Source organism: Arthrobacter sp. sptzw32 (assembly GCF_059089735.1).
Genome location: NZ_JBNHEZ010000005.1, coordinates 73,411 through 91,697, shown reverse-complemented (window position 1 = coordinate 91,697; position 18,287 = coordinate 73,411). Strand labels below are relative to the sequence as shown.

At 64.9% G+C, this 18,287-nt stretch carries 10 protein-coding genes and 1 tRNA gene; 5 read left to right on the top strand and 6 right to left on the bottom strand.

Features of this window, described 5'->3' with window-relative positions; translation table 11 throughout:
* Nucleotides 1–26: 26 nt before the first annotated feature.
* The 3 genes from AC5RVN_RS11190 to AC5RVN_RS11180 form a co-directional block, all read right to left on the bottom strand.
* Nucleotides 27–4,340: a type VII secretion EssC family protein gene (locus AC5RVN_RS11190; protein WP_494137974.1), complete on the bottom strand. Its 4,314-nt coding sequence runs from the start codon at nt 4,338–4,340 to the stop codon at nt 27–29.
* A gap of 61 nt (nt 4,341–4,401) precedes the next feature.
* A complete protein-coding gene (locus AC5RVN_RS11185; protein WP_494105924.1) occupies nt 4,402–5,748 on the bottom strand; it encodes a type 1 periplasmic-binding domain-containing protein in 1,347 nt (448 codons plus the stop codon).
* A complete protein-coding gene (locus AC5RVN_RS11180) occupies nt 5,745–8,603 on the bottom strand; it encodes a hypothetical protein (protein ID WP_494137973.1) in 2,859 nt (952 codons plus the stop codon). Before AC5RVN_RS11180 ends, AC5RVN_RS11185 begins: the two co-directional genes overlap by 4 nt.
* Before the next feature lie 203 nt (nt 8,604–8,806).
* Between AC5RVN_RS11180 and AC5RVN_RS11175 the strand changes: the two genes are divergently transcribed.
* From AC5RVN_RS11175 to AC5RVN_RS11160, 4 genes are all read left to right on the top strand, one after another.
* A complete protein-coding gene (locus AC5RVN_RS11175; protein WP_494040707.1) occupies nt 8,807–9,118 on the top strand; it encodes a pyrophosphorylase in 312 nt (103 codons plus the stop codon).
* Between the two features lie 249 nt (nt 9,119–9,367).
* Nucleotides 9,368–14,938 (top strand): DUF6531 domain-containing protein, encoded by a 5,571-nt coding sequence (locus tag AC5RVN_RS11170; protein WP_494137972.1) that lies wholly within the window; start codon nt 9,368–9,370, stop codon nt 14,936–14,938.
* A 17-nt stretch (nt 14,939–14,955) separates the two neighbouring features.
* Complete coding sequence (locus AC5RVN_RS11165; protein ID WP_494137971.1) at nt 14,956–15,369, top strand: hypothetical protein; 414 nt, start codon at nt 14,956–14,958, stop codon at nt 15,367–15,369.
* Nucleotides 15,370–15,952: 583 nt separating this feature from the next.
* Nucleotides 15,953–16,513, top strand: a complete 561-nt coding sequence (locus tag AC5RVN_RS11160; protein WP_494137970.1) for a DUF805 domain-containing protein — start codon at nt 15,953–15,955, stop codon at nt 16,511–16,513.
* Between the two features lie 223 nt (nt 16,514–16,736).
* On the opposite strand, the gene AC5RVN_RS11155 is transcribed toward AC5RVN_RS11160, so the two are convergent.
* The 3 genes from AC5RVN_RS11155 to AC5RVN_RS11145 form a co-directional block, all read right to left on the bottom strand.
* A complete protein-coding gene (locus tag AC5RVN_RS11155; RefSeq protein ID WP_494138115.1) occupies nt 16,737–16,895 on the bottom strand; it encodes a hypothetical protein in 159 nt (52 codons plus the stop codon).
* A gap of 59 nt (nt 16,896–16,954) precedes the next feature.
* Nucleotides 16,955–17,242: a hypothetical protein gene (locus AC5RVN_RS11150; protein ID WP_494137969.1), complete on the bottom strand. Its 288-nt coding sequence runs from the start codon at nt 17,240–17,242 to the stop codon at nt 16,955–16,957.
* Nucleotides 17,243–17,631: 389 nt separating this feature from the next.
* A tRNA-Ser gene (locus AC5RVN_RS11145) sits at nt 17,632–17,721 on the bottom strand.
* A gap of 190 nt (nt 17,722–17,911) precedes the next feature.
* On the opposite strand from AC5RVN_RS11145, the gene AC5RVN_RS11140 reads away from it, so the two are divergent.
* A complete protein-coding gene (locus tag AC5RVN_RS11140) occupies nt 17,912–18,274 on the top strand; it encodes a hypothetical protein (protein ID WP_494137968.1) in 363 nt (120 codons plus the stop codon).
* Nucleotides 18,275–18,287 lie beyond the last annotated feature (13 nt).

The window sequence follows — 18,287 nt, the reverse complement described above, 5'->3', positions numbered from 1 at the left end:
TACGTCGCGAGCCTGCGCCCGGGGGATCAGCTCTCGGCACTGACTGCCTGGATCAGCGCCATTTGCCCGCCCACACCGATGTAGCCGCGCCCTGTGGTCATCGCCACCGGTGCCTTTCGCGGGAGGACGGCGCCCAGCAACTCGCCGTCGTAATTAACGTCCGGCTGGAGCAGCACGCCCAGGCGGGATTTGCGGATCGTCTTGGTCCAGTGGCTGTACAGCCCGCGCAGGTCCGCGGCACGCCCCGCCGCGATGACGCACAGCCCCGGCTGCCCGGATGCCACCACACCCGCGATCGATTGATCGACATCCTCGAAGCGCTCAGCGTCGTCGATCAGCAGGAACACCGTACCGCGCTCCAGCCGCAGGGAGGCCAGCAGGGCAGGTACGTCGTCAGCGCCCACTGCCACCCGGTCGAGATCCGCGAGGGCCAGGGGCGAGCGGCGGTCGCAGATGCCCCATACCTTGGCTGGTCCGTGTGCAGAGGCCGCGCCGCGCACGGCTGCGGCCAGGGCAAGCAACAATGTTGATTTTCCCGAACGGGCGGGCCCGGCGACCAACGCGTGCTCGCCCTCGTAAATTTCCAGGAACGCCGGCGAGAGGTCCGCCTCCTGTATACCAACGGGGATAAGCCAGGGCTCCGTCTCAAGCCGCGGTTCCACGCCCAGGTCCAGCATCGTGACGTCGGAAGGCAAGCGCCTGATCGCAGCTGTCTTCGTCGGTGCTTGCGCCCAGCTCTGGCGCACCCGGTCCACCGCGGCCTTCAACCCGATACCGGGCGTGGCCACGTGCATCTGGAGCGACGTGCGCGGGTCCACGCAGCGGCCCGGAAGCTCAGCGGGTATCGCCTTGCCCCGGACGCCGAGCGAGGAATAGTCGTAGTTGTCGGCCAAACGGAAAAGCCACCGCTGCAGTGTCACTTCATTCATGGCTGAGGGCACAGCCTTGGCACGCGTGGTGGAAACGGCGAAAGACAGCCCGAGTGCGGGGCCGTCAGCGTAAGCTCGGTACAGCAAAGCCAGAAGCTGCTGTCCCTCAAAATCCTGGAATTCATCGCGCAGCGAGGCCAGCCCGTCCAACAGCACCACGGTGTGGCGGTGCCCCCCTGGCTTCGCTCGGCGGCTCTCCAGCTCGGTGTGCAGGTGCCGCAGGAAGCGGGCCTGCTGCTCCTTGGCACCGGCACCGGTTCCTACGTACGCCACGGTGTGGGGCAGCCGTTCCAGGGGCTCAAGCTCACGGGAACCCAGATCGAGGATCATCAGGTCCAGCTCGGCCGGATCGGCGTCCTTCGCCAGGGCAAGCGCGATCGAGGCCAGCGCGGTGCTCGTGCCGGAGCCTGCCACGCCCATGAGCATCAAATTCCCCGCGGACAGGTCCCATCCCGCGGCGGACTGGCGTTGCAGGTCGGGCTCGTCCACCAGGGCCACCAGGACGGAGGAGCCCCGGATGCCGCCTACCGCCGGGAGGGGCGCCTGATCGGCAGCAGTATGGGACTGGACATCGGGGGAGTCACCTTCCGGCGCCGGGAGGAAACCGTCCAACTCCACGCGCCGGCCGAGGGCCTCCGGCCAGACCTGCCGCGGAGCAGCGTACCCTTCCTCGGCATTGGCGGCCACGACCGCGTCGATGAGGAGGTCGAGGTCATTATCATCCACGGCGTCAGGCCGCGGGGCAGCGGCAAGCGGCACGGGAACGCCGAACTGGATGATTTCCCGCACTTCCACGGCGGCACCGCCGCCCAGCTGCGCCTGTCCCGTCACGAGGGCCGTCTGCACGGGCGTGATGTCGTCCTGGCCCAGCTTCACAAAGGCCCGGCCCATCTGGGCCCGGCCAATTGCCGAGGCTGCGGGCACACCGATGACATTGTTGGAGTCCTCGCGGCTCTGCACGCGCAGCGCCACCCGAAGGTTCGTGTTCGCGAGGATGTCCTCGCTGACGACGCCCGCCGGGCGCTGCGTCGCCAGGATCATGTGCACGCCCAGGGTCCGGCCCACGGCGCCGACGCTGACCAACGCCTTGAGTACATCCGGGAAGTCCTTGGCGAGCATGGCGAACTCGTCGATCACCAGCAGCAGCCGGGGCATGGGCTCGGCCGGGTTCGTGGCCAGGTAGGCGTTCAGGTTATCGATACCCTCGCCGGCGGCTGCGAAGATCCGCTGTCGGCGCTCCATCTCCGCCTCCAGGGCGCGGAGGGCACGGTCGGCCAGCTGCTCGTCCAGGTTGGAAATTGTGCCGATGGTATGCGGGAGGCGTTCGCACGCCTTGAACGCCGCCCCGCCTTTGAAGTCGACGAGAATAAAGTTCAGGCGGGTCGGATCGTTGCGCGCCGCCAGGCCTGCAACGAGCGAGCGAAGGAACTCGGACTTGCCGGAACCCGTGGTCCCGCCAACCAGGCCGTGAGGGCCGTCTTTGACCAAGTCCAGGGTCAGTGGCCCGTTTTCTCCGGTGCCAATAGGGGTGGAGACTCCCGTGGGGGCCTGCCACAGGCGCCGGATGGTGGTGGAGTCCGGGCGTTCGTAGCCCAGGAGTCCGGGCAGCCGGACCAGGGAGGGCAGCGAGGCCCCCGGCACGTTCAGCTCCGGATCGTCGAAGTGTGCAAGGCGCATTGCACAGCGCAGGGCCTCATCCTGGTCAAGGCCCGCCAGGATGACGTCCTCCACACGACTCAGGTCCCGCGGCTGGTCCACAGTGGCCGCTGCGTCCGCTCCCACCTTGATGATCGTGGTGCAGGAAGCCGGCAGTTGCTCCTCCGACGCGGCGATGACAATGCCGGCCACCCGGACCGGGCGCTGTTGGGGGTTTACATGAACCCCCGGCACGGAGCGGCCCATGCCGAGCAATGCGCGCGCCGGGGCGTCCCTGCCCTCCGTGAGCACCTCGGAGTCCAGGACTACCAGGAGCGCCGGAGTGGGGACATCCTGGACGGTGTCTTTCAGCGTGCGCAGCATGGCGAGGCTCGTCTCGCGGTGCGCAGACATCCAGCGCTGGCCTGTGCTGCTGCCGGCCTGGCGCGTGTGCGGCAGCCATGACGCCCACTCCCATTCATCGGCACGTCCGCTGTCGCAGAAAACTCCGACGGTCAGATCCGCCGGGCCAACGTGTACTGCGGCCTGGGCAAGGAGCGACCGCGCAAGCGCCAGGGTTCCTTCCCGCGGGCCAACCATGCCCACCACTCCAGCATCGGTGAGGTCCACGAGTACGGGCGCGGCCTGCAGGCGTGCGGCCGCCAGGGAGTCCTTCACCCTTTCATCCAGCCGCGAGCCTGCCGTTCGGTCCACATCCGGCGTCCAGGGAACGTCTCCCGTGCCGGCATGCAGGGCCAGGAAATCGTCCGAGTCTGCGCGGCGCTGCCACAAGGACGTGGCAGGGATGGCCGGGCGGCGCACAGTCGTTGCGGGGTCGGGAATCATTCTGTGGCGCCGGGCGGTTTCCGCCTTGGCTGCAACGCGGACCTGCTGTTCGAAATCCTTGAGGGCCCCGGAGAAGCGCTCATCCTCTTCCTTGAGCCCCCGGGCGTGACGGCGCTTCTGTTCGAACCACATGCCCACTGCCATGACAGGGCTGAGCATGGCGAACATCGCGAAGCGCATATCCCCAAGGATCAGCACCATCGCCACGGCCATGACGAGGGGCGCCAGCACAGTGATGTAGCTGAATTTATTGGCTGGGGGCACGTCCCTGGGGCTCGGCGGGACCAGGGGGTCGCCTGCCTGTGCGCGGCCGGGACGGGGCGGCCGGTTGAAGGGGGCCGTTGCCGCCGGTGTGAGGTTGTGCAGGCTGCCCGGGGCCGGTGCAGGCGTCTCATCCAGTGACGGGCGCAGGAGGAGCACCGTGCCGCCCGCGCTGATCGTGGCCGTTTCGGTGACCACAATGCCGTCCTCCGCGACCATTTCGCCGTTAACGAGGGTGCCGTTCGTAGATCCGCCATCCAGCACCCGCACCCCGTCTTCCTCGCGGCGCAGGCGGCAATGGTCCCAGGACGCACTTTCCGTGGGCAGGCTGAGATCGGCGTGGGGTGACCGGCCAATAAGCATCTCCCGTCCCCGCGGGACCTCAACCACCGTGCCGGCGCGGTGACCGCCGGCAAGCGTCACGCTCCAATCCTGTATCCGGTGCGGTGCTTGCCACGGCGCCCGCGAAATGCGGCTGCCTTCCAAAAGGACCAGCTCCGAGGCTGGGGTTGAACCCCGCACCTCGGCCTCGTTCACGAACACCACCTCTTCGGACGCCAGACGGGGCCCGCCGGCGGCCTCCACTAATTCCGTTAGCGTGATGGCCGGCGCAGCCCGCGCCACCTCGCATTCAAAGCGGCTCCCGTCCAGGTCGATCAGCACACGCACCGAGGCGCTCCTTTATGGTGGAATGGCCCGGCCCTTCAGGGACGGGGCCGGGGACGTATTGTCAGGGCCCGGCCAGCGGTGCCGGCACCCAAACGAGCCGCGGAGCGTTCTCGTCCGCCGGGCGGAGGCCCAGGTCCTGGGGTGAGGCATAGACGGGCACTGCTTCGGTTGTGAGCGCTGCAGACCGGGAGAAGTCAAGGCCGGGCCCCGCGATTCCTTCGCCTGGACCAAACGACATGGTGCCCAGCGCCGCCCCGACCTTGACCGGATCACCGGTTCCGCCCAGCGCCGCCGCCCTCACGAGGGCCACGACGGCGTCGTGGCTGCCTGTGTCTGCTGCCCAGGCGTCAGCCGAGAAGGGAGCGTCGCCCGTCAGGTTACTAACCTTTGAATTGCTGGACGCCAGGCGGACCGCGGACAGGAAAGCGGACATCCCGCGCCCCTGGGCGTCCTGCTGGAGCGCAGCGGCATCGCCTCCACCGGCGGAGTAGCTGACAAGCTGGCCGGAAGCAGTGCCGTCGGCTTCGGCCAAGGTAGAGGTAAAAGCAGGGGCGGCTGCCCCGTCCGGCAGGACCAGGGGAACAGACACACCGCGCGCCTGCAGGGCCTGGACCAGGCGGGCGAGCCGCTGCGGGGTGGCGGCCGAGACGATTACGGCGTCGGCGGCTTCGGCGACGCTTGTGGACTCCGCGCCCTCGGGAGTATCTTCGGCAGGCGGGCGCAGCTGGTCGCCGGTTCTGATGGCCGCTTCCTGAGCCAGGCTCATCACGTCTTCGAATTCTTCCAGGTTGAGCGTCTGGGCGACCTGCACCGCCGCATGGGCTTGGCCGCCGTCGCTGACGAGCAGCACTCTGTTCTTGCCCTCCAGCGTGATTCGAACGGCGGCGTCGATGGATGCGCGCGAGGGCGAGGTGGTCCACGTAGTTTGTGTCAGCTCCGCCGGTTCCGCGTAGGGCAGGATCGCCGGGAGCCCGAGCTCCCCGGCGGTCTTGGCTGCAGCCCGGGCCTGCGGTCCCGTGCTCGCCACGATGACACCGGACGCTCCCTGCTCGGCCAGCGCTTGGACGGCGGCACGCGCACCCTCCTCAGAACCACCGTCGTTCTGGGCCGAGAGGGCGACGGTAACGCCGCCCTGGGCGAAACGCTGTGCGGCAACGACAGCGCCCTGCGCCGCCCGGTTGTACTCGGAACCAGGTTCACCGGACTGGCCAAACGTCAGGACGACGCCGATCGAGAAGTCTTTCGGCATGCCCCCTGCGTTCAAGGCCACAGGAACCGTGGCGGCTACGGGGTCCGGCCGCGGGCCCTCCGTGGGGCGAACAAGCGTTATCACCAGGGCGACCGCAGCCACGACGACGATAGCGGCCCCTGTGGCGATCAGGACAAAGGATCTGCTGCGGAAGTTCATGCGCCGCCGCCGATCTTCAACGTGTACAGGGTCTGCGACGTTGCGCCGGCCGGTACTTCGAGGTGGAACGGCGGCAGTTCTGCGGCCGCGGCAAGTGAAGTCTTGAACTGTGCCTGGCGCAGCAGCAGTCCAGCCACATCACGGGAGCGGATGTTGGCATACCCTTCAGCGCTCTGGGACGCCAGGGCCAATTGGTAGTCAGCAGTGCCGGCCTTGGCAGCGCTTGTGGCCATGGAGCCGAGCAGCCCGGATCCGTTCACCGAACGGTCCCCCAGGTCGAGCATCACCTTGCCGAGGCTTGAGGACAGGAGGGCGTTGGCGCCCTCGACGTCACGGGTGGAGCCGGAAGTGCTCGAGGCGATGTTCGCGAGCGAGGACTGCGTGCTCTGAGCCAGGGAGGCAGCCAGTTCGTCGCTCTGCCCGAGCAGTTCGTCACGCTGCTTGTCCACTGTCCCCGAGGCGTCACTCACCACTTCGTCCGAAGTGGATTTCAAGCCGGAGATAGATCGGTTGAAGGCCGTGATCACGGCGCCGGAACCCGCTTCGCCGATTTCGGCGACCTGGCGCACCTGCTGGTCCACGGACTTTAGAACCTCGTCAGCGGTCTCAGTCGAGACGTCGCCCAGGGACTGTTTGATCTTCTCGCCCAGATCGTCCTGCTGCTCCTTCAGCTGTGCGAGCGTCATGCCTACGCGGCCGGAGGACTCGATCGCTTCGCGGAGCGCCTTGTTCAGCGCCTCAATCTCGCCCTTCGTGCTTTTGGCCTTGCCGGTTGCGGCGCGGTCGAGTGCGTTGGTGGCCTCGTTGATGGCATCCAGCTTGGTGTCGATGTCGTCGATAGCCGTCCCCAGGGTGGCCAGTGCTTGGCTGATCGCTTGCTCCGGGGCTGTAGAGTCGGTGGCGGCGAGGACCGCGTCCCACGCGGCCGACTGGGCCTGCAGCCGTGCATCCAGCGGGTCCTTGAACCCGAACGGCGGGGTCAGCGCCTGCACCTGGTTTCCGCTTTCATCCGTGGTCACGCAAGGCACGGATGTCAGGTACGACCGCAGTTCCTCCACCTCCTTGGCGGACAACCTGCCCTCACGGGGAAGCGAACCGTCGGCCAACTTGCAAAGCTCGTCGGCGAGCCGCTGGTTCTGCTGCAACATTGAGCCGTTCAGGAGCTGGGCGTTACCCAACTCCTTCTTGGCGCCTTCCGCAGCCGCCCGGATCTCGGTCAGCTTTTGCCGCAGGCCGTCGATCCTGTTGCGGACCTCGGCGGCGGCTTCGCGGGTCGCGCCGACAGAAGCCCGGGCGGATTTGATTGCTTTGTCCACTTCCGCAAGGGCGGTGGTGTAATCAGCCGTCGTTTCGGCACCGTCGAGGATCGCAGCGACCTCGTTGCGCACCGTGTCCAGCGTGCCCGCTGCGGCTTCCTGATCCCTGATCGCACCGTCAACCACGTGCGGCTGAAGCCCGGCAACAATTTCGTCGCCCTTCTTCACCAGGCCCAGCAGCGCCCCGGTGATCGTCACCGCCGAGCCGTAAAGGGAACATGTCATGGAACCTTGCTCCGCGCACTCTTCGGCGGTGGGGTTCTCGGGGCCCATTGTTGCTGCGATGGCACCCGCCACCGCGTCCCTGCAGCCTGCGCTGACCTTCGCATAGGCATCGAGCTGTGAAGCCATGGTCAGCACGCTGGAGTAGACGGTGGCAGACGTTGCTGACTTGGGAACCTCGGCGGCGCAGCCCTCACCGTTGATGGGGACCGTAGGGGGCAGCGCCGAGGTGTCACCGAGCATCGAGTCAACAGCGAAGACGGTCTGTTTGAGCTGGGACGCAGTGGTGGACTGTGTTGTCGTCGTTGCGGACTCCAGATCGGCACCAAGCGTCCTCAGCTGTTCCTTCAGGCCGGACATCGTCGCGGCGAGCGCCTGGGAGTTGTCGCGCAGTTCCCCTGCGGTCTTGACGCCCAGGGTCTGGGAGGTCTCCTGCAGGTTCTGTCGGACCTCCGTTATGGTCGATCCGGCCTTGGTCAGCACGGTGTTGACGTCGGAGACCAGCGAGATGGTGCGGAGTTGCAGCTCCATTTCGGAGCCTGCGCCAGTAGAGAATGCACTGGCGATGACACCATTGGCACTGAGGTCGGTGTTGAGGCCGGGCTGGACCGCTACGTCGAAGTCGGGTACCTGGAAGTCCTCCACGTCGGCGACGAGGCGAAGAGTGGTGCTGGCGCCTGAACGCGGCGGGGCCAGCACTGTGGCCCATTGAACGACAGTGGCGCCGTCTTCCGAGTTACTCAGGACGCCGTTGGTACCCGATGCGCCGTCCGCGGCGCCGGGGGTAACATCATCTGCCCGTACGCCGGCGAGTTTGGTGGATGCGGCGATGGTCAGGGGTGCGCCGACGAGGGCGGTGTCAGCGCGGGTTTGGCCGGCGGCGTCGTACTCGATGACGTGCGGCCCGACTGTGAGGTTTTCAAGAGTCAGTCTGATTTCGACCGGCCCGGTGTGGCCTTCAAGCTCGGCGAGGTCGGCGCCCGACTTCTCCCCGGCCCGGTACTGCAGGCTCACCCGCACGGGCAGTTCCCCGACAACCTGGGCCGCGTCGTACTTTGTTTCCTCGGCAGAGGATTCGCCGGCCGCGGATACGGAGATGGTGGTGCCTTCGACAGTCTCGACTCCGGCGGCGGGGGACAGGCCCACGCGCACGGTTTGGAGGAGCTTGACGGGGTTGGATACCGGCTCCGGCTTGGGAATTGGGGTGCACGACGTCGTCGCTATCAGCCCTAGGCCTACAAGGAAGCCGCCCAGCGCACGGCCCGGGGTGACAAGGCGCCCCGCGGAGTGCTGGTGGGTATAAGTCCGTTTGGGCATGGTCGGTCCCCTTTTCCGTTCGCTGTGCCTTGAGCATGATACGGGGTTGGACTGACGATTGGACTAATCTGCGGCCCTGGAGGTAATGCAAATAGCGGGCTTATCATCTGTTCGTCATCCTCGTTTATCCTTTTGTTGGACTTATTGCGATCTATTGGTAGCGTCAGCACCGTCTGACCGCCGCGGTATTGTGATCGGCGGTAATGAGTTGGTCTCTTGGGGAGGAATTTTTGATGTCTCGCGTTTTGTCTACAGAGCAAGCAAAGGCTGCGATCAACCAGGTGCAGTCAATTATCAACGGTGGTTTCACGGATCAGATCTCTGCTCTGGATGCCCAGGGCCGGGTCCTGTCTGATCCGAATGTTTGGGATGGTCCTTTGGCTGCCCAGTTCCGTGGTTCAACGTGGCCGGAGACAAAGGCTGCTCTGGATAAGGCAAAGGAAGAGTTGGAGCAGCTGCGGGGCCAGTTGCAGAAGATCTCGCAGGACATTTTCTCCGCCGGCGGCGGCGCCTAGCCTTTTTTGCCGGGTGTGATGGCCGGGTGACCGCGCCGCTCGGGGGAGCGGCCGGTTGCCTGGCCGTTGCCTTGTTTTAATCTTTTCGCCGGTTCCGGGTTCCCCTGACCGGTTTTGGGGTTCGCTGCCCGGCTTTAGGTTTCCTCCCGGGCGCGTCCTGTTCTTGGTGGTTCTTTTCCCGTACGGGCGCCTGTCCTGCGGGCTGCTGGTTGTTCTTGTTTCAGTTCTTGTTCATGGGGGGCTTTGGTTGTGACCAAGTTCGTTGAGATGCCGTTGTTGCCGGATTCGGGTGCCTCTGATGGCGGGCGGTTCGATTACGGCGTGGCCGGGCAGGTGCGGTCCACGTTTGAGTCGGCGGCGTCGCGGCTAGAGGAGCATGCGGGTTCGCGAATCTCGTATGTTTCTGCGGCGAAGGAGGACTTCCTGGGTCACTTCTCGGAGGTCTTCGAGGCCAATGCTGCGACGGCCAGGAATGACGCGAACGCTTTGGCGTCCGCATTGCGGGCCGTCGCCGGGTACGTGGGCCGGATGATCGATGCCGGGCGGGACGAGGATAACCGGCGCAGGCGGAACAATGAGTGGGTCCGGGAGCACAATGACCGGAACTTCTTTGAACAATTCGGGGACTGGTGGTCCGGCGAATCGCCCCGGCCTAACATGGATCCGGTAAGTGCCCCGACCTTCCCGGCTGCCAACGCCAGCACCGGTTCCCGGGATACCCCGCCGCCCGGTGGAGGGTATGGGGGCGGGACCTCCTCGGCGCGGCCGGCGAATTTGCGGTCCTTCGCGGCGAACTCCCGCGGTTTGGATGACGGGTTGGCCTCGGCCCCGGGGACCCTTGAGGGGCAGTTGTCCTCGTTTGAGTCCAGTTGCTATTGGGGATCTATTGAGGCATCGGGGGTGCTCCGCGCGTACCGGGAGTACCTGAGGGCCAACGAGAACGACGCTGTATGGGCCGTCACGGTTGCTGACGCTTTTGCCGCTGCCGGGGGCGAGGGGAACGTTTCAACTCTGTCGGACGCGGCCGTGAACGAGGCGCTGGTCGCAGCCGGGGTGAGCGCGAGCCGGTCCGGGCTGGTGATTGATCCGCCTCAGGCTGCGGGTGCGCTGCCCACCAGCGGTTACGCCAACGACCCCGTGAACACCGCGACGGGAAACTTTATCGAGCCGGAAACGGATCTGGGCTTCGCCGGGGCTGCCGCGAACCTCGTGCTCTCGCGGATGTATAACTCGTTGGGCTCGGGCCTCGAGCAGGACGGGGTCTTCGGTCCGGGCTGGGCCTCAGTGCTGGATCAGCACCTCGCGATCTCGGATGAGGGCTGCCGGTGGGTGCTGGTCGATGGCCGGGCCGTGGACTTCCCCCGGAACGGTGCCTGCTGGGCCCGCGGTGTGGGGGAGAACTACTGGCTCACCCGCGAACCCGCCACAGCAGGCGTTTTCACGGAGCTGAGCTCCCTGCCCGCGGGCACAGTCGAGCTGCTCGTGGTCCGGGACAACCAAGGCGCTTGGTGGGCGTTCAGCCTCGGCGGAGTATGGCTGGGTGCCGGTTCCGGTCCAGGCCGGACCGTGTCGGTCCACCGGGAAGCACCTGCTGCTGTCCCGGCGGACGGCACCGAGGCGGCCGACGGCGGCAGCGCCGGGCTGGTGACGAGGCTGGACCACGTGCGGGGCCGCTTCCTGGAGGTGGACTACGCGGCTGGACGCGCCGCCGTCGTGCGCGCCTCCGATGGCCGGCGCGTCGAATACGGGTACGACGCCACAGGCCGTTTGGTCAGTGTGGGCACGGAAACAGGCACACGGACGTACCGGTGGAACGAGGCTGGCCTGATCGATGCCGTGTACTCCGCCGCGGGTGTCCATGAAGCCGAAAACTCCTATGACGATCTCGGCCGGGTGGTCCTCCAGGTGACCCAGCATGGGCGCCGGGTCCGGTTCGCGTATCTGCCGGGCCGGGTCACCGTGGTGTCGGATGAGGACGGCACGCGCTCCAACTCGTGGATCGCGGATGCGAAGGGCCGCCTGGTGGGCGTGCTGGATTCCCATGACCAACGCCAGTCGATGGCGTACGACACCCACGGGAACCTGGTGTCGTTCACCGAACGCGACGGTGCGGTCACTGTCCACGCGTATGACGAAAGGGGCCGGAAAACCCGGACGGTGACCCCGGAAGGCGCCGACCTGACCTACGGCTGGGATGACCAGGACCGGATCACTACCTTGGTGACCGCCTCCGGCGCCGTCGTGTCTTACGAATACGCCGATGACCTTTCCCGCGACCCTGCGGTGGTCCTTGACCCGCTGGGTGGCCGAACCGAGCTTGAGTGGCGCGAGGGCCAGCTGGTCCAGGTCACGGACCCGGTGGGCGTACGGGTTAGGTTTGAGTACGACGCCTTTGGGGACCTGGTTGCGACCCGAAACGCGGTAGGCGATGTTTCGCGGATCGTCCGGGACCAGGCGGGTCGGCCGGTGACGGCGGTCAGCCCCTCCGGCGCCGAGACCCGCTACACCTATGACGGTGCCGGGCTGCTGGTCCGGCGGGAAGACCCGGACGGAGCCGTGTGGGCCTTCGAGCATGATGCTGCCGGGCGGATTACGGCGACCGTGGCCCCGGACGGTGGCCGGACCGAACTCGAATACGCCCCCAACGGTGAACTCGTCCGCACCATCGACCCCCTGGGCCGGTCCGTGGAGCGGGTCTTTGACGAACTGGGGAACGTCACCGCCGCGGTGCTGCCCGACGGCGCAGCCTGGGGTTTCACGCACGACACCCTCTCCCGGCTCATCGGCATTACGGACCCGGCCGGACATGACTGGGTGCGGGAGTACGACAAGGTCGGTGCCCTGACTGCCGTCATCGATCCCACCGGAGTCCGCACGGACGCTGCCACCGACCGGAAGGCGGGGACGGCCACCCTGACGGAGGCTTTCGGGTCCACCACCATTCGCTTTGACGAGTTCGGGCGCCCCACGAAGGTGGAAGCCGCGGACGGGTCCGCGGAGCTGGTCACCTATGACGCGGCCGGGAACCCGGTTGAACTTATTGACGGTGAAGGCGGATTGACCGTTTTGGGCCGGGACGTGGCCGGAAAGATCACCACGATCACCTCACCCGGCGGCGCCGTCACGCGGTACGAGTATGACGGCTGTGGACGGCCCTGGCGCGCCACGGACCCGCTCGGCGCCGTCACGGAGCTGGGCTACGACGCCGACCAGCGGATTGTGACCCGGAACCTGCCCACCGGGGACGTTGAGTCCTTCGAGTACGACGCCGTTGGCCGGTTGATTGCCCGCCGAACTCCGGGGCAGGGACGCTCAAGGTACGGCTATGACCGGTGCGGGCGGCTGAGCTTCTCCCAGGACACCTGGTACGGGACCCGTCGGTTCAAATACAACACCGCCGGAGAACTCGTTGAATCCGTCAACGGTGTAGGCGGGCGGACCCGGTTCGAATACGACATCCGCGGCAGGCTGGTCAGGATCACCGACCCCAACGGCGGTGTCACCACCCGGACCTACACGGCAACGGACCTCGTCGCTTCGGTGACGGACCCGCTGGGGCGGGTCACCACGGCTACGTACGACCCGGCCGGACGGCCGCTCTCGCAAACCGATCCGGACGGGCACACCACCACCTGGACCTACGACCGGGCCGGCCGCGAAGCCACCACCACGGTCGACGGCAAGCTAATTTCTTCCATCAGCCGCGAACCGCTCCGGCGCCGGGTTGTCATTACCGATTACACCGGCCCGGACGGGCTGGCCGTGGACCATGAGCTCGGCTTTGACCGGCGCGGGCGACTCACCTCCCGCACCCGTGGTGCGCAGGGCCTGTCCTGGGAATACGACCGGGACGGAAACAGGACCAGCTTCACCGACGCGCACGGGATTAAAACCACTTACGCCCGCGACGCTGCCGGGCGAATCGCCGCCGTGACTAACCCCCTCCTGGGGAAAGCGGTCTTCACCCACGACGCCGCCGGCCGGATCAGGTCCGCCACAGCAGGCAGCTTGGTCCAGGAGTGGGCCTACCGCAACGGGGCCCTCGTCGAGCACAACCGGGTTGACCGGGCCGGTTCCGGTGCGGCCGACGTGACGCTGATCGGCCGCGATGACGACGGCAGGATCACTGGCCTGACCAGATCCGGTGTGGTCACCCGGTACGGGTACGACGGGGCCGGGCAAATGGTCTCCGCCTCCACCACCGGTTCCGGCGAACCTGGGGACCACGCTGAGGTTTTGGGGTGGGAGTACGACGCCGGCGGGCGGCTTCTGAGTGAGGCGCTCCCAGGCGGGTCCCGGGTTTACAATTACGACGCTGCGGGGCAGCTTCTGTCCGTGACGGAACCTGACGGGTCCCGGACGGAGTATGTCCATGATGGTCTGGGCCGCCGCACCCGGTTGATTGGACCGGACGGGTCCTGGACCGAGCATGCGTGGGGTCCCACCGGACTTCTGAGCGGATCTGTGGTGCGGGACCGTGATGGGGCTGAGGTGTCCCGGTATGAGTTGTGGGTCGACGCGCTGGGTGAGCTTGCCGCCGTCGACCGTTTGGAGCTGTGGTGGGATACGGCCAACCCCGTCCCCACCCTGGCTGGTATCGGCGGCGGGCAGGTCCTTTCCCTGCCGGGCGGTGTTGTTGGTGTGGGGGAGGCCTGGACTGCGCCAGGCTGGCGGGCTGCCCGTCCCACGGATCAGGCTGATCCGTGGGCTGTTGTTGGCACCCCGACTGTGGCGGACCCTGTGACGGGCAGTGTTGCGGGAGCTGGGACTGGCCTGGCGGGTGCGTTGCCGGCTGGGATTATGCTGACGGGAAATGGTGGCCTGGATATCGCGGGGCTGGAATGGCTCGGCGCACGGGCGTATGACCCTGCCAGCCGTAGTTTCCTCTCAACCGATCCTTTGGCTCCTGTCCTTGGCGCGGGTTGGGACGGGAATCCGTACGCGTACGCGGGCAATAACCCTCTGAACACGACGGATCCTACGGGGCTTCGCCCCCTGACCGACGGCGAACTCAAGGCATACGACAAGTCGGCTGGTAGTCATTGGGAGTACGTTGCTGCCGGTGCGGCGGTTGTCGTCGGTGTTGCCCTGATGTTCACAGGTGTTGGCGGGCCGATCGGTATGGCTTTAATTGGCACGGCCGCTGGAGCGCTCACATCGGGCGGAGCCTCGGCAATTGTCCAAAAGGCTACGTCAGGGTCTGTTGACATGAACCAGGTTTGGCAGGACGCTGCTATCGGTGCTGTGGGTGGCGGGGTTGGCGGCGCTGCGGGAGGCCTTTTGGCGCGTGGGGCCAACGCTGCCCGTGTGGCGGTATCCACGGGTTCTACATCCCGGATAACGGCCACAACCAATAACGTGTTGCGCAGTTCCGTTGTGCGGGCTTCATTGGCGGCCGGTACAGGTGGTTCGGGTAGCAATGTAGTGGATTATGCGTTGGACAACGATGAGGACCAGACATTCGGGGGGTACGTTGCTACTGCGGGTACCGGGTTCGTGACTGCGGCTGGCGGTTCCGCCTTGTTTAGTAGGCTTGGGTCATCAGTCGGAAATACTGTTGCCGACCGCCTTCCGGGGTGGACGGGACCTGTTTCGAGCGGGGTGCGTGACGGATTGCCCTATAACAGAATGCCCATCAACTGGGGGTCTGTCATTAGTGAGGACCTGACAAATCGATTTGGTGGGGCAGCTGTTGGCGCCATTAACACCGAATTGCAGCCGGGCAATGCAAAGCGCGAGGATTTGGTAAACGGTGCGGTTCAGGGCTTCGCCAACGGCGCAACTGGGCCAACCAGCGGCCTCAGGGCGAGTGGGTGGTGATCTGAATGGGAGATGGAATGACGATTTCGAATGACGGCTCGGGAAAGATCGCCAAGAGACCGACGTTGAAGTGGTATTGGAGCTTACTCGGATTCGGAATTCTGGGTTATGGCGCTTTCGTTTTGTTGCTTCCGGTGTGGGACTCGATTGGTGTTGAGAGCATACGTTGCGAGATAAGGACGGCGAAACCGGACACGAGTTCTGGCGGTTCCCGGGGTTCGGCATCGACTGCGGGGGTTCTGGTTGAGACGTCAAACTGCGGGAGTATCTACGTGTCTCCGGGAGTGACTTTCGATAACCAAGACCAGGTTGCTGCGTCCTTTAAAGCCGGTACTGAATACGAGTTCGACATTGGTTGGTTCTCACGAGTGGTGACCAAAGACATCAGGCACGGTATTCCCTCAGTGCAGGACTATCGCTTAGTAGATTGACACTCCGCGTGTTTGACGGATTCCGCAGTGGTAGTGGAAGCCGGTAGGACACCATAGTCAAAATGCACGTGGTGCGGGATCGTGCTGGGGCTGAGCTTTCCCGGTGCGCGCTCGCTGTGGGTTGATGCTCTGGCCGTGGGATTTCCAATGCAGATTGCCCTACTGCCTGTCCTCGTGTCGATTCTTGGCATAACGAGGACAGTCCGACGCCCTGAAAAAAATCCCAGGACCAAGTCCGGGCGCGTCCCGCTCAAATCCTCTGTCTAGATCCGTGAGTTTGAGCGTCATTGTTCCGTGGATTTTGCCGAGGGGATTCTCCGTGCTGGCGGCCATCTTCCTGAGTGATAGGCGTATCGGGAATATTGTTCCTTACTGCGTGGCGGAAAAACGCCGGATTTGCCAAGACGCAAGAAAGGCAAAAGGCATTCGCATATCGAGAGGCGATTCGTTCAGAGTCTCACCTGATGTTTAGCCTTTGGATGCCACAGTTCATTGCGGCTGCTGCGAAATGGAAGAATCCGATCCGGAGCATCCTTGTTTTTGTTACTTTCAAGAAGTGGTTCGTAGGAAGGAATGAAGTTATATGGATATGAAGGTTGTTGATGGTGTAGGTGGAGGCCTTTCGGAGATTTCAAATTCAGTTGGGCTGGGTGCGCCGCTTTACGGCGCCTCGTTTGGTCCGTCGGTAAAGCGGTTCTTTGCAAAGTATGCGAAGTTCGCGGGTCGCGCCTCGCGGAGTGAGTTCTGGTGGAGTCAGCTTTTTGTGCTCTTGGTGATGGTGGTGCCGTACGTCGCCATGACGGTGGGGATCGTGGCCAGCACTGTCTGGGCCCAGCAGAACCCTATTGTGCAGTCAATGGGTTTCGATCCGGCCACGGGGCAGGAAGTGTTCTATGAGGGCGCTCCTGGGGTTGTGAACGCGCCTACTGGCGGTCTGATGGTGGTTGGTCTCATTCTCGTCGTTGTTCTGGGTTTAGCGCTCCTGGTGCCTCAGCTGTCGCTGCTCTGGCGGCGCCTGCATGATGCAAACCTGGCAGGTCCGTTTGCGTTCCTTGGGCTTGTTCCCTTTGTTGGCGGTCTGGTCGTTTTCATTCTGGCGTTGATGCCGTCCAAGGCCGAAGGACAGCGCTTCGATCCTCGATGACACGCAGCAGCACATCCTGAAGGTTGCATCGACCATCGCTCGATGCAACCTTCTGGCAGTTCACAAGCTGTCCGCGGTTCCCGGCATGAACTGCGGAGACGATTGCTGGGGTCGGCCGGCGGTGTCCCCGTCGGGTGGGGTGGCGATTTCACCAAGGGCGCCGTTAGAGTCCTCCGCGGTGAACACCTCTTGCAGCCGGAGGGATGCCCGGCAGCCGAGGTTATCACCGCTGCGCAGCAGGAGCATGCGGTGGGCCCAAACCTGGTCGATGGCCCGGCCGCGGCGGTCCTAGACCTGCTGGGAGGGGTCTCGGTCGTGCTTGGTTGGCCAGGGTGATCAGGTGGAAGTGATCGACCGCAACTGCGGTGCGTGGAAGCCACATCCGCAACGCCTTCCTGAACGCCGCGTAGGGGTCTATCGCGACCACCTGCACGGGCTACTTCAGCAGCCCTGGCTTGAAGCTCCACCCGCGGCTGCTCGTATAAATTCCAGAACTTGGACACCCAGTCTTGAGCTAAAGGACCAGGAGTCCGATACCTGTCGTGCCGCAGCATCAAAAAGCTCTTTGGCGTTTGCCCACTGGCCCGAGGCTGCCAGCGTGTCACCTCGCTGAAGCAAGCTGACCACGGACTGAAGTGACAGGTCAGACGCGCCGGTGGAGCGCTGCTCCTTGGCAAGCCGCAGTTCCTCATTCAACGAAGCCAGTAGATTTTCGATCTGCACAGTCACCGCTTCACTCTAGCTACCGGTCGGCTTTGGAGTGGCTGAATTCGGCAGGCAGAACATCTTCCCGTCGGTCCAGAAGCCGCCGTTGATGCATTGGAGAGGCACATCCTGGTCATCGATGTGGAGCGTAGCATCCTTCATCCTGCCGTATTTCGAACTATCGAAGGTCAACTCGACAGTGCCGTCGGGAGAGGTGCACCTGTATTCGACGGGGTATGAGCTAGCCCATGATGATCCGGTTCAAAGAACTCATCAGGCCGACGCGAAAATCGTCGGCAGGCAGGGCCCACCGTAGATAAGGTTTGCCGATTCTTTGCCAATGAGTCCGGTCCAGGTAAAAGCAGAGGCCCCTCCTTCCCTTGTAAACAAAGGGAAGCAGGGGCCTCGCTACGTGGCGGTGACGGTGGGATTTGAACCCACGTTGGCTTTTACACCAAACAACATTTCGAGTGTTGCACCTTCGGCCGCTCGGACACGTCACCAACCTCAATAGGGTACCGGAGCGAGGCGCTCAACCCCAAAACGGAAGTACCTGGGCGGGTTTTGCCATGCAGATGCCGTCAGGTTTGCCCGTTGCCCGGGTCCCAATTGAGTGCTCGGATAGTTCTCTGGAGCGGACCGGCTATTGGGCCCTGTTTTGTCGTACCCCCTCGTGATGATGGAGGTATGGACATGAACCCGGCAGTGGGGCAGGCGGAGGAGTCGCTTGAGGCTGCTGTCCGGGCTTTGATAGCTGCGTTGGGTGGCGGGAGCCTTGCGGGTAAACCAGTCTCCATTGGTGGGTTCGAAAATGATCCGTTGGAGCGGATTGCTGATGCCGCGTTGCCCACCGCCCGGCTGGGTATCACCCAGCAGCGGCACTACAAAAGCGAACACCAGGACCGGGAACCACCACACTGGCCGGAGACAGCCGGGGCCGCGAACCTCAACATACCCGGTGACCTTTCGCAAGTGTCTGGGCTGAGTGAGGGTAATCCACGGCGCCACAGCCCCCAACTAAGCCGCAAACTTTCGCCCGAGCACCCGGGCCGCTAGATTCATCAGCACG